The following is a 14,304-nucleotide window of genomic DNA, read 5'->3' as shown; positions in this document are numbered from 1 at the left end:
TGTGGGAGCGAGCCTGCTCGCGAAGGGGACTGCCAGGTCACTGAAGATCGCGGATCAGATCAGCCCGCCTTCATCTTCATCGATCAACTGGCTCAACCCGCCCAACGCTTCCCGTGCCTGGGTCCGGTCCATCAGTTTGGCCTGCGCCGCCGGGGGCAGGTCGGTGACGCGGATCACGCCCTTCTGGGTCAGCACCTGAATCAGGTCGTCGAGTACCCGAATCATTTCAAAGTCGCTCTGCTTGAGCTGTTTGAGGCTGTTTTCCACGGCCGCGTTGGCGAACCAGGCCTGGATGTCATGGTGGTCGGCCGGCAGCGTTTCCGTGGCCTCGGCGTAGGCCGCCGCTTCCACGCGAATCAACTGACCCTGCGCATCGCGTTGCACGTAAAACATTGAGCATCCCTCAGAAAGAACCAGCGTCATGCTGTCAGCAGCATAGGCCAACTGCGCGCGAGTATGCGGGCTGGCGACGAAATCGTCACCGCCGAGTTAGCCGCAAACGTGACGGCCGCCCCAAGGGGCGGCCGTTTTGTTCACGCATCAGCTGTTGTTGTGGTCGACCTTGATGGTCGGATCGCTGCCGGCGATCAGGTTGTGAATGTTGGCGCTCGACCAGTTGTTGCCTTCCAGTTTGATCGTCACGTCCGGCGTGGCGGCTGCCGCGTCGCCGGAGTTGAACTTGCCCGCCGAGCTGACTTGCAGCGACGACGTGCCATCAACCGTGGTGATCTTCAGGAAGTTGTCGATGGTGCTGCCGGTTTCGCCCTGCAACAGGTCACGCAGGTCGATGCGGTCGCCTTCGCTGGCGTTGAAGTCCTTGATCACGTCGTTGCCGGTGTCGCCTGCTTTCCAGACGAAGGTGTCAGCACCGGAACCACCGATCAGGATGTCATTGCCCTGGCCACCGATCAGCGTGTCGTTGCCGGTGCCGCCGAGCAGGATGTCATTGCCCTTGCCGCCGTCGAGCAGGTCGTTGCCGCCCGAGCCGAACAGGATGTCATTGCCTGCGCCACCCAACAGCGTGTCGTTGCCATCGTGCGCACCGGAGACATCGAACGCCTGATAGTGCTCGGTGATGTACTGGTGCACATTGCTGGTAGTGACTTTGCTGACATCCACGCCGGTCTGCTGCGCCACGAACGCCTGCATCGCCTGATAACCCTCGCCGGCAATGCCGTTGAAGCTCACCAGGTCGCCGAACAGGATGTCGTTGCCGTCGCCACCGCTGACGGTGTCGTTGCCCGGCATCGTTGCTTCGGTATGGCCGATGATCGAGTTGGCCAGATCCTTCGGATCGATGTTGGTTTGCGGCAAGTGATCCGAGTCATACGGTTTCAGGTCGTTGAGGCTGACACCGCTGTTGATACCGATGGCTTCGACATTCGACAGACCGCTGAGCAAGGCGAAGCTGCTGCTGGAGTTGTCGGTGGTGGCAGTCGTGGTGCTGTTACCAGTACCGGCCAGGCTCGACAGCTCGTAGGTGCCATCACCCTGAGCGTGGACAGTGCCCAGGTTGGTGGTGGTCCAGCCGCGGCCGTTGTAGGTCTGCAACTGGGCATAACCGCTGGCGGTGATGCTCAGGTAATGCGTATTGTCGATGTACGTGCTGAAGGTATCGCCCAGCTTGTAGTTGCTGGTCGTGACCACACTGTCGAACTTCACGCTGCCATACAGCGTCGGGTTGGTCTGCTCGCCGCTCTGGTAGTAGGTCGGCTGGCCGTCGGTGATGAAGTAGGTAAGGTTCTTCGCCCCGGTGTTGGCCAGCGCTTCCGTGCTCTGGAAAAAGTTGGCCGTGGTCTTGAACACGTCTTCGTAGTTGGTGCCGCCACCGGAGGTCATCGAGTCGAGTACGGCTTTGAGCTGGGTCAGCGCGTTCGGGTCGTTGAGGTTGACCGAGACTGACTTGTTGACCTGGGTATCGAAGTCCACCAGGAAGATGTTCACCGTGCCCGAATTGCTGCCGCCCAGGCTCTGCTTGAGGGTGTTGAACACCGAGGTCAGCGAGTCTTTGGCCGCGTTGATCGACGAGGTGCTCATACTGCCCGAGCTGTCGACCATGAACGCAATGTTGTAGTTGGTGCCCGGCACCACGGTCAGACCGCCGATGTCGGCGACCATGATGTCGTTGCCGTCGGTACCGTTGAAGGTGTCATCGCCCGAAGTACCGACCACGGCGTTGTACACCGCCGGCACCACGGTGACCGGAATCGTCGCGGTGCTGCTGGCCGAGCCGCCGACCATCTCGGTGGAAGTCGACGTCACGGTCAGGTTGAACTGGCCGTTGTAGTAGGTCGGCGGGGTCACGGTCAGGCTGCCGAGGCTCCAGCCGGTGACGTTGGCTTCGCCGTTGCTCGCGGTGACAGTGAAACTGTGGCCATGGCCGTCGGAGAGTACCGAACCGACCGGCGCACCGCTGATCTTCACGCTCAGGGTTTCCGAGCCGTCGGTGTCGGTCAGCGCGGTGTTGATCGCCGACAGTTTCACCGTGGTGCCTTCGGCGCCGGTGTTGAGTTTGTAGCCGTCGTAATAACCTTCGCCGTTGGTACCGTGCAGGTCGGAGACGGTCACACCGGCGTTCACCAGATCCTGCACGCCGGTGTAGATCGGCACGCCGGCGCTGCTCAGGTCGATCGGCGTGCTGCCGTTGACCGACAGGTTCACGTCATAGCTGCCCGGGCCGCTCTGGTTGTGGTGGTAGATGTCCAGGGTGTAGTAGCCGCTGGTGGTCGGGGTGAACGAACCGCTGATCGTACCGCCCGCGCCCCAGGTGCCCGACGCCACGCTCTTGCCGCCGATGGTGATCAGCAGGCTGTCGTCAGCCACGCCGCTGAAGCTGTAGGTCTTGCCGGCTTCCAGATAGATCAGGCCCGAGGTTTTCGACGCGGTGCCGGCGGTCACGCTGCCGTCGGACTGCACGTTGGTCACGTTGGTGCTGGAGTTCGGGGTGCCGGCGCCATCGATCACGTTTTTCAGCGTGGTCGAGTCAGCGCCATTGCCGCTGGTACCCAGGCCCGCCAGACCGGTCCAGACTTCCTTGACCAGTCCGGTGGATTTCACGCTGTTGTCGGCCACGCTCACGGTCGGTGCATCCGCCACTGGCGTGATGTCGATCTTCACGGTGCCGGTGTTGCCCAGCAGTTGGCCGTCGGTGGGCTGGAACTTGATCTGCGCGTAGTCGGCCTGGTTGTTGCCCAGGCCGGTGCCGCCGTAACCGTTGACGCCCGACTCGTTGGCATCCGGCAGGAAGCGCAGCTTGCCAGCGTCGATGTCAGCCTTGCTGAAGGTCTGGTTGTTGGCGACGTCTTTCCAGGTCGAACCGTCCAGGTACTGCAGTTTGCCTTCGCCCGGCAGCTGGGTGATTTTGATCCCCAGGCTGCTGGCCGGGCTGTCGACGTCGGTCACACCGAAGGTCGACCAGCCGAGGATCAGCGGGGTGTCTTCGGTGCCGGTGACGTTGACTGGCGCTGCAATAGGCGCATCGTTGACCGCCACCACGTTGACCGTGGTGGTCGCGGTGTTGGAGTAGTTGCCGCCATCGGTCACGGTCACGGTGATGATCCGTGGCACGGTGCTCGGGTCTTCACTGCTGTTGGTGAAGGTGATGTTCTTGATGGCCTGCATGTAGTCGGCCAGCGTCGCGTTACCCGACAGGGTCAGGGTCACGGTGCCGTTGGTGCTGTTGGCATTGATGGTGATGCCGTTGACGCTGTTGCCGAGGTTCAGCGCATCGCCGTCCTGACGGTTGGTCAGGACGATGGTCGCACCGGTCAGCATGGTGCTGTCCGGGTCGGTGATCGTCAGGTCGGTATCGGCAATCGACACGCCGGCGCCCGGCGTGTTTTCGGTGAACGTCACCTTGTAGTCGGCACCGGTGGCGCCGCTGGAGTTGTTGGCATCCAGGTCGATGACCGGTGGTGCATCGTTGTCGATGATCGAGGTGCTGACGCTGCCGTTGGTGCTGCTGACAGCCAGGTTCTCGAAATTGCCACCGGTGGCCGAGTCGATCTTGACCACGAAGTTCTCGGTGCCTTCGGTGATCTTGTCATCGATGGTCGCGACGTTGAACTGCGCGCTGCTGGCGCCCGCCGGGATCTTCACGGTGTACACGCCAGTGAAGTCCGAACCGTCGGCGGCGGTGCCGCTGTAGACGATTTTCAGGGTCACGTCGGTTTGCGCCGGGTGGGTCAGGCTGACGGTGTAGCTGGCGGTCTGGCCTTCGGTCACCGAGGTGCTGCCGGTGATGCTGACGGTGGTGGTATCGATGGTATCGGCGACGCTGGTGACGGCCGGTGCCGTGCTCGGTACCAGGTTCTCGAAGTTGCCACCGCTGGCATTGGTGATGGTCGCCTGCACGCTGCCGGCGTCTTTGTAGACATCGTCAGCCGGAGCCGGAACGGTCACGGTGCCGGTGATTTTACCGGCGTCGATGGTGATCACCGAGCCGTTGCTCAGGGTCACGGTCACCGGGGAACCGGCAGCGTTGCTCAGGGTTGCGGTGTAGGTGATCTGGCCGCCCTCGTTCACCGCCGGGGTCGCGCTCAGCGACAGGCTGGTGGTGTCGACGGTGTCGATCACGGTGGTGCTGACCGGGGTTTTGTCGGCCACGAGGTTTTCGTAATTGCCGCCGGTCACGTTGCTGATCGAGTTGGTCAACGGCGCGTGGCCAGTCAGTGCATCGTTTGGCGCGATGCTGGTCACGGTGCCGGTGGTCTTGCCGATGTCGATGGTGATGGTCTGGCCGTTGGCCAGGGTTACCACGACTGGCGAACCAGTCACAGGCGCACCGACGGTGGCGGTGTAGGTGACGGTGCCACCTTCGGCCACGGTGCCCGTGGCGGTGAGTTTCACCCCAGTGGTGTCGATGGTGTCGGTGACGCTGGTCACGGCTGGCGTGGTGCTTGGTACCAGATTTTCGAAGCTGCCACCGGTGGCAGTCTTGATCGTGGCCTGCACGGTGCCGGCGTCTTTGTAGACGTCGTCCGCTGGAGCCGGAACGGTGACGGTGCCCGTGGTTTTGCCTGCATCGATCGTGATCACTGCACCGTTGCTCAGGGTCACGGTCACTGGCGAGCCAGCGGCGTTAGTCAGGGTTGCGGTGTAAACGATCGAGCCGCCTTCGGCCACGGTGCCGGTCGCGGACAGCGACAGGTTGGTGGTGTCGACGGTATCAGTCACGGTGGTGCTGACCGGCGTTTTGTCGGCCACGAGGTTCTCGTAGTTGCCGCCGCTGACGTTGGTGATGGCGTTGGTCAGTGGAGCGTGGCCGGTCAGCGCGTCGTTTGGCGCAGTAGTGGTCACGGTGCCGGTGGTTTTGCCGATGTCGATGGTGATGGTCTGGCCGTTGGACAGAGTCACCACGACTGGCGAACCTGTGACTGGCGCACCGACGGTGGCGGTGTAGACGACGTTGCCGCCTTCAGCCGCTGTACCGGTGGCAGACAACTTCACGGTAGTGGTGTCGATGGTATCGGTGACGCTGGTCACGGCCGGTACGGTGCTTGGTACCAGGTTTTCGAAGTTGCCGCCGCTGGCATTGGTGATGGTTGCCTGCACGGTGCCGGCGTCTTTGTAGACGTCATCAGCCGGGGCAGGAACGGTCACGGTGCCAGTGGTTTTGCCCGCGTCGATAGTGATCACCGCGCCGTTCGACAGGGTAACGGTCACTGGCGAGCCAGCCGCGTTGGTCAGGGTCGCGGTGTAGATGATCGAACCGCCCTCGGCGACCGTGTTGGTGGCACTGAGGGTCAGGTTGGTGGTGTCGACAGTGTCGGTCACGGTGGTGCTGACCGGGGTTTTGTCGGCCACCAGGTTTTCGTAGTTGCCACCGCTCACGTTATTGATCGCGTTGGTCAACGGCGCGTGGCCGGTCAGCGCGTCATTCGGCGCGATGCTGGTCACGGTGCCGGTGGTTTTGCCGATGTCGATGGTGATGGTCTGGCCGTTGGCCAGGGTCACGACGACAGGCGAGCCGGTAACTGGCGCACCAACGGTAGCGGTGTAAGTGACGGTGCCACCTTCGGCCACGGTGCCCGTGGCGGTGAGTTTCACGCCCGTGGTGTCGATGGTGTCGGTGATGCTGGTCACTGCTGGCGTGGTGCTTGGTACCAGGTTCTCGAAGCTGCCACCGGTCGCGGTTTTGATCGTTGCCTGAACAGTGCCGGCGTCTTTGTAGACGTCGTCGGCCGGGGCAGGGACGGTGACGGTACCGGTGGTTTTACCGGCGTCGATGGTGATGACTGCACCGTTGCTCAGCGTCACGGTCACTGGCGAACCAGCGGCGTTGGTCAGCGTTGCGGTGTAAACGATCGAGCCACCCTCGGCCACGGTGCCGGTCGCGCTCAGGGACAGGTTGGTGGTGTCGATGGTGTCGGTGACCGTGGTGCTGACCGGGGTCTTGTCGGCCACCAGGTTTTCGTAGTTGCCGCCGCTGACGTTAGTGATGGCGTTGGTCAGTGGCGCATGACCGGTCAACACGTCGTTCGGTGCGGTGGTGGTCACGGTGCCGGTGGTTTTGCCGACTTCGATGGTGATGTTCTGGCCGTTGGCCAGAGTCACGGTCACTGGCGAACCGGTTACCGGTGCACCAACGGTCGCGGTGTAGGTGACGGTACCACCTTCAGCAGCAGACTCGGTCGCGGTCAGTTTGACCGTGGTGGTGTCGATGGTGTCGGTGACGCTGGTCACGGCTGGCGTGGTGCTTGGCACCAGATTTTCGAAGTTGCCACCGGTGGCGGATTTGATCGTGGCCTGCACGGTGCCGGCGTCTTTGTAAACGTCATCAGCCGGTGCCGGGACGGTCACGGTGCCGGTGGTTTTGCCCGCGTCGATGGTGATCACGGCGCCGTTGCTCAACGTCACGGTAACCGGCGAACCGGCAGCGTTGGTCAGCGTCGCGGTGTAAACGATCGAGCCGCCTTCGGCCACGGTACCGGTCGCGGACAGCGACAGGTTAGTGGTGTCGACGGTATCGGTGACCGTGGTGTTGACCGGGGTCTTGTCGGCGACGAGGTTCTCGTAATTGCCACCGCTGACGTTGGTGATCGCGTTGATCAGCGGCGCGTGGCCGGTCAGCGCATCGTTCGGTGCGGTGGTGGTTACGGTGCCGGTGGTTTTGCCGACTTCGATGGTGATGTTCTGACCGTTGGCCAGAGTTACCACGACTGGCGAGCCCGTCACTGGCGCACCAACGGTCGCGGTGTAGGTGACGGTGCCACCTTCGGCAGCAGACTCGGTCGCGGTCAGTTTGACCGTGGTGGTGTCGATGGTGTCGGTGACCTGAGTCACAGCCGGCACGGTGCTCGGTACCAGGTTTTCGAAGTTGCCACCGGTAGCGTTGGTGATCGTTGCCTGAACGGTGCCGGCGTCTTTGTAGACGTCATCGGCAGGTGCCGGAACGGTCACGGTGCCAGTGGTTTTACCGGCTTCGATGGTGATCACAGCGCCGTTCGACAGGGTCACGGTGACTGGCGAGCCAGCCGCGTTGGTCAAGGTCGCGGTGTAGATGATCGAACCACCCTCGGCGACCGAGTTGGTTGCGCTCAGCGACAGGTTGGTGGTGTCGACAGTGTCGGTCACAGTGGTGCTGACTGGCGTTTTGTCAGCCACCAGACTCTCGTAATTACCGCCGGTCACGCCAGTGATCGCGTTGGTCAGAGGAGCATGACCGGTCAGTGCATCGTTCGGTGCGGTGGTAGATACAGTGCCGGTGGTCTTGCCGACTTCGATGGTGATGTTCTGGCCGTTGGCCAACGTCACTACGACCGGCGAACCGGTCACTGGGGCACCGACAGTCGCGGTGTAGGTGACGGTACCGCCTTCAGCGGCAGACTCGGTCGCGGTCAGTTTCACCGTGGTGGTGTCGATGGTATCGGTAACGTTGGTGACGGCCGGAACAGTGCTCGGCACCAGGTTTTCGAAGTTGCCACCGGTAGCAGTGGAAATGGTTGCTTCGACTTTACCGGCGTCTTTGTAAACGTCGTCCGCCGGCGCAGGAACGGTTACGGTGCCAGTGGTTTTACCGGCTTCGATGGTGATCACTGCGCCGTTCGAAAGAGTCACGGTGACTGGCGAGCCAGCGGCATTGGTCAAGGTCGCGGTGTAAACGATCGAGCCACCCTCCGCCACGGTGCCGGTCGCATTGAGCGACAGGTTGGTGGTGTCGACGGTGTCAGTAACGGTGGTCGAAACCGGCGTTTTGTCGGCGACCAGATTCTCGTAATTGCCACCGGTCACGCCGGTAATCGAGTTGGTCAGTGGTGCATGCCCGGTCAGCGCATCGTTCGGTGCTGTGGTGGTCACGGTGCCAGTGGTCTTGCCGACTTCGATGGTGATGTTCTGCCCGTTGGCCAAGGTCACGACAACCGGCGAACCGGTGACCGGCGCACCGACGGTCGCGGTGTAAGTCACGGTGCCGCCTTCAGCCACCGAAGAATCGGCGCTGAGCTTCACGGCGGAGGTGTCGATGGTGTCGGTGACTTCGGTCACTGCAGGAACAGTGCTTGGGACGAGGTTCTCGAAGTTGCCACCGGTGGCGCTGGAAATGGTTGCTTCGACTTTGCCAGCGTCCTTGTACACGTCATCGGCAGGCGCCGGAACGGTCACGGTGCCGGTGGTTTTACCGGCGTCGATGGTGATCACTGCGCCGTTGCTCAACGTCACGGTAACCGGTGAGCCGGCAGCGTTGGTCAGCGTCGCGGTGTAGACGATCGAGCCACCCTCGGCCACGGTGCCGGTCGCACTCAGCGACAGATTGGTGGTGTCGACGGTGTCGGTGACATTGGTCGAAACCGGCGTTTTATCCGCGACCAGATTCTCGTAATTGCCACCAGTCACGTCAGTGATCGCGTTGGTCAGAGGAGCATGACCGGTCAACGCATCGTTCGGCGCAGTGGTAGTCACGGTGCCGGTGGTTTTACCCACTTCGATGGTGATGTTCTGACCGTTGGCCAAGGTTACGACCACAGGCGAGCCGGTAACTGGCGCGCCGACAGTCGCGGTGTAAGTGACGGTGCCACCTTCCGCAGCGGATTCAGTCGCCGTCAGTTTGACCGTGGTGGTGTCGATGGTATCGGTGACATTGGTGACGGCCGGCACAGTGCTCGGTACCAGATTTTCAAAGTTGCCACCGGTAGCGCTGGAAATGGTCGCTTCGACTTTGCCGGCATCTTTGTACACGTCATCGGCTGGCGCCGGAACGGTCACGGTGCCAGAGGTTTTACCGGCGTCGATGGTGATCACTGCGCCGTTGCTCAACGTCACGGTAACCGGTGAGCCGGCAGCGTTGGTCAGCGTCGCGGTGTAGACGATCGAGCCACCCTCGGCCACGGTGCCGGTCGCACTGAGCGACAGATTGGTGGTGTCGACGGTGTCGGTGACATTGGTCGAAACCGGCGTTTTATCCGCCACGAGGTTTTCGTAGTTACCGCCGCTCACGTCGGTGATGGCGTTGGTCAGCGGCGCGTGGCCGGTCAACGCATCGTTCGGCGCAGTGGTGGTGACGGTGCCAGTGGTTTTACCCACTTCGATGGTGATGTTCTGACCGTTGGCCAAGGTCACCACGACCGGCGAGCCAGTCACTGGCGCACCGACAGTCGCGGTGTAAGTGACGGTGCCACCTTCAGCAGCGGATTCAGTTGCGGTCAGTTTGACCGTAGTGGTATCGATGGTGTCGGTCACGTTGGTGACGGCCGGAACGGTGCTCGGCACCAGGTTCTCGAAGTTGCCACCGGTAGCGCTGGAAATGGTTGCTTCGACTTTACCCGCGTCTTTGTACACGTCGTCAGCCGGAGCTGGAACGGTCACGGTGCCCGACGTTTTACCGGCTTCGATGGTGATCACCGCGCCGTTGGACAGGGTCACGGTCACCGGCGTCCCGGCCGGATTGGTCAGGGTCGCGGTGTAAACGATCGAACCACCCTCGTCCACCGAGTCGCTGGCGGTCAGGTTCAGGTTGGTGGTGTCGACAGTGTCCGACACTGAGGTGTTCGCCGGTGTCTTGTCGGCCACCAGGTTTTCATAGTTGCCGCCGGCAACCTTGTCGATGGCCACGCTCAGCGAGCTGCCGCCCGCCAATGGGCTGTTCGGCGCGACGAAGTTCACGCTGCCGGTGGTCTCACCGACGGCGATGGTGATGGTCTGGCCGTTGGACAGGGTGACCACAACAGGCGAGCCTGTTACTGGTGCAGTCACGCTTGCGGTGTAAACCACGGTTTCGCCTTCGGCGACGTTGGCGGTGGCGGTCAACGACACGGTGGAGGTGTCGATGGTGTCGTTGACGGTGGTCACGGCCGGGGTGTTGCTGGTCACCAGGTTTTCGAAGTCGCCACCGGTCGCGCCCTTGATGGTCGCCTCAACGGTGCCGGCGTCCTTGTAGACGTCATCCTTCGGCGCATCGACGGTCACGGTGCCGGAAGTTTTGCCGGCGTCGATGGTAATCACCGCGCCATTGCTCAAGGTCACGGTCACCGGAGTGCCGGCGGCGTTGGTCAGGGTGGCGGTGTAGGTGATCTGCCCGCCTTCGTTCACCGCCGGCGTCGCGCTCAGCGACAGGTTGGTGGTGTCGACGGTGTCGGTCACGGTGGTGCTGACTGGCGTCTTGTCGGCGACGAGGTTTTCGTAGTTGCCGCCGCTGACATTGGTGATCGAGTTGTTCAGCGGCTCGTGACCGTTCAACGCATCGTTCGGTGCGGTGGTCGTCACGGTGCCGGTGGTCTTGCCGATGTCGATGGTGATGGTCTGACCGTTGGCCAGGGTCACAACAACAGGCGCGCCAGTCACTGGAGCGCCGACAGTAGCGGTGTAAGTGACAGTGCCGCCTTCAGCCACCGAAGTATCGGCGGTGAGTTTGACCGTCGAGGTGTCGATGGTGTCGGTGACTTCGGTGACGGCCGGAACGGTGCTCGGCACCAGGTTCTCGAAGTTGCCGCCCGCAGCATCCTTGATCGTGACTTCGACCTTGCCGGCGTCTTTGTAGACGTCATCGGCAGGTGCTGGAACGGTCACGGTGCCGGTGGTTTTGCCCGCGTCGATGGTGATCACGGCGCCGTTGCTCAGGGTCACGGTGACCGGCGAGCCGGCAGCATTGGTCAAGGTCGCGGTATAAACGATCGAACCGCCCTCAGCCACGGTACCGGTCGCGCTCAGCGACAGGTTGGTGGTGTCGACGGTGTCGGTAACGGTGGTGCTGACCGGGGTTTTGTCGGCAACCAGATTCTCGTAGTTGCCGCCGCTCACGTCGGTGATGGCGTTAGTCAACGGCGCATGACCGTTCAACGCATCGTTTGGCGCGGTGGTGGTCACGGTGCCGGTGGTTTTGCCGACTTCGATGGTGATGTTCTGACCGTTGGCCAGGGTCACCACGACTGGCGAACCGGTCACGGGTGCACCGACAGTCGCGGTGTAAGTGACGGTGCCACCTTCAGCAGCCGACTCGGTTGCGGTCAGTTTCACCGAAGTGGTGTCGATAGTGTCAGTGACTTCAGTCACTGCCGGAACAGTGCTCGGAACGAGGTTCTCGAAGTTACCACCCGCAGCATCCTTGATCGTGACTTCAACCTTGCCGGCATCTTTGTAGACGTCATCGGCTGGCGCTGGAACCGTCACGGTGCCGGTGGTCTTGCCCGCTTCGATGGTAATCACCGAACCGTTGGACAGCGTCACGGTGACTGGCGAGCCAGCGGCATTGGTGAGGGTCGCGGTGTAAGTGATCGAACCACCCTCGGCGACCGAGTTGGTGGCGCTGAGCGACAGGTTCGTCGTGTCCACGGTGTCAGTGACGGTGGTGCTGACAGGGGTTTTGTCAGCGACCAGATTTTCGTAGTTGCCGCCGCTGACGCCGGTGATCGAGTTGGTCAGCGGTTCGTGACCCGTCAGCGCGTCGTTTGGCGCGGTGGTGGTCACGGTGCCGGTGGTTTTGCCGACTTCGATGGTGATGTTCTGACCGTTGGCCAGGGTCACAACAACCGGCGAGCCGGTTACCGGAGCACCGACAGTCGCGGTGTAGGTGACAGTGCCGCCTTCAGCGACCGAAGTATCGGCGGTCAGTTTGACGGTCGAAGTATCGATGGTGTCAGTGACTTCGGTGACAGCCGGAACCGTGCTCGGCACCAGGTTCTCGAAATTGCCGCCTGCTGCGTCTTTGATCGTGACTTCAACCTTGCCAGCGTCTTTGTAAACGTCATCGGCTGGGGCGGGAACAGTCACGGTGCCGGTAGTTTTACCTGCTTCAATGGTGATCACCGAGCCGTTCGACAGGGTCACGGTCACCGGCGTACCGGCCGGATTGGTCAAGGTCGCGGTGTAAACGATCGAACCACCTTCGGCAACGGAGCCAGTGGCGCTCAACGTCAGGTCGGTGGTGTCGACGGTGTCGGTAACGGTGGTCGAAACCGGAGTTTTGTCAGCGACCAGGTTTTCGTAGTTGCCACCGGTGACGCCGGTAATCGAGTTGGTCAGCGGTTCGTGACCGTTCAGCGCATCGTTTGGCGCGGTGGTGGTCACGGTGCCGGTGGTTTTGCCCACTTCGATGGTGATGTTCTGACCATTGGCCAAGGTGACAACAACCGGCGAGCCGGTTACCGGTGCGCCGACGGTGGCGGTGTAAGTGACAGTCCCGCCTTCAGCGACCGAAGTGTCGGCGGTGAGTTTGACCGTCGACGTATCGATGGTATCGGTCACTTCGGTAACAGCCGGAACGGTGCTCGGCACCAGGTTCTCGAAATTGCCGCCTGCGGCGTCTTTGATCGTGACTTCAACCTTGCCAGCGTCTTTGTAAACGTCATCGGCGGGTGCTGGAACAGTCACGGTGCCAGTGGTTTTACCGGCCTCGATGGTGATGACCGAGCCATTGCTCAAGGTCACGGTCACCGGAGTGCCCGCAGGATTGGTCAGGGTCGCGGTGTAGACGATCGAACCGCCCTCGGCCACGGTACCGGTCGCAGTCAGCGACAGGTTGGTGGTGTCGACGGTATCGGTGACGTTGGTCGAGACCGGGGTTTTGTCCGCCACCAGATTTTCGTAGTTGCCACCGCTCACGTCAGTGATCGCGTTGGTCAGTGGCTCGTGACCATTCAACGCATCGTTCGGTGCGGTGGTGGTTGCGGTGCCGGTGGTTTTACCCACTTCGATGGTGATGGTCTGACCGTTGGCCAGGGTCACGACAACCGGCGAACCGGTCACCGGTGCGCCAACCGTAGCGGTGTAGGTGACGGTGCCACCCTCGGCTACCGAGGTGTCCGCGGTCAGTTTGACGGTCGAAGTATCGATGGTATCGGTAACTTCGGTGACCGCTGGAACGGTGCTCGGCACCAGGTTCTCGAAATTGCCACCGCTGGTTCCGGTAATGCTGACTTCGACCTTGCCGGCATCTTTGTAGACGTCATCGGCAGGCGCCGGAACAGTCACGGTACCGGTGGTTTTACCGGCTTCGATGGTGATGACGGAGCCATTGCTCAGGGTCACAGTCACCGGGGTGCCGGCCGGGTTGGTCAGGGTCGCGGTGTAGACAATCGAGCCACCTTCCGCCACGGTGCCGGTCGCAGTCAGCGACAGGTTGGTGGTGTCGACGGTGTCGGTGACGGTGGTGCTGACCGGGGTTTTGTCGGCCACGAGATTTTCGTAGTTGCCACCGCTCACGTCAGTGATCGCGTTGCTCAGTGGCTCATGACCATTCAACGCATCGTTCGGCGCGGTGGTGGTCACGGTGCCAGTGGTCTTGCCCACTTCGATGGTGATGGTCTGGCCGTTGGCCAGAGTCACGACAACCGGCGAGCCAGTCACCGGCGCACCAACCGTAGCGGTGTAAGTGACAGTGCCGCCTTCAGCGACCGAAGTATCAGCGGTCAGTTTGACGGTCGAAGTATCGATGGTGTCAGTGACTTCGGTGACAGCTGGAACGGTGCTCGGAACAAGGTTCTCGAAATTGCCACCGCTGGTTCCGGTAATACTGACTTCAACCTTGCCGGCATCTTTGTAAACGTCATCGGCAGGCGCTGGAACGGTCACGGTACCGGTGGTTTTACCGGCTTCGATGGTGATGACGGAGCCATTGCTCAGGGTCACGGTCACCGGGGTGCCGGCCGGGTTGGTCAGGGTCGCGGTGTAGACAATCGAACCGCCTTCAGCGACGGAGCCAGTGGCGCTCAACGTCAGGTTGGTGGTGTCGACGGTGTCGGTCACGGTGGTGCTGACCGGCGTCTTGTCGGCCACGAGGTTTTCGTAGTTGCCACCGCTCACGCCAGTGATCGAGTTGGTCAGCGGCGCCTGGCCGTTCAACGCATCGTTCGGCGCGGTGGTGGTCACGGTGCC

2 protein-coding genes are annotated in these 14,304 nt (G+C 62.0%); both read right to left on the bottom strand.

Features of this window, described 5'->3' with window-relative positions; genetic code table 11:
• Positions 1-54: 54 nt before the first annotated feature.
• Positions 55-393, bottom strand: a complete 339-nt coding sequence (locus ACTJKS_RS27715) for a hypothetical protein (RefSeq protein ID WP_041070910.1) — start codon at positions 391-393, stop codon at positions 55-57.
• 147 nt (positions 394-540) lie between these two features.
• The coding region (locus tag ACTJKS_RS27710; protein WP_440829044.1) for an immunoglobulin-like domain-containing protein at positions 541-14,304 on the bottom strand (13,764 nt) is incomplete at its 5' end.

The sequence above is a fragment of the Pseudomonas sp. 22189 genome (assembly GCF_052045635.1).
Taxonomy (GTDB): Bacteria; Pseudomonadota; Gammaproteobacteria; order Pseudomonadales; family Pseudomonadaceae; genus Aquipseudomonas; species Aquipseudomonas parakoreensis.
The sequence above is the reverse complement of the archived record's forward strand: the minus strand, read 5'-3'. Positions and strand labels throughout refer to the sequence as shown.

Coding starts and splice junctions, on each gene's coding strand:
- ACTJKS_RS27715 (WP_041070910.1), bottom strand. CDS start 393: ATGTTTTACGTGCAACGCGATGCGCAGGGTCAGTTGATTCGCGTGGAA.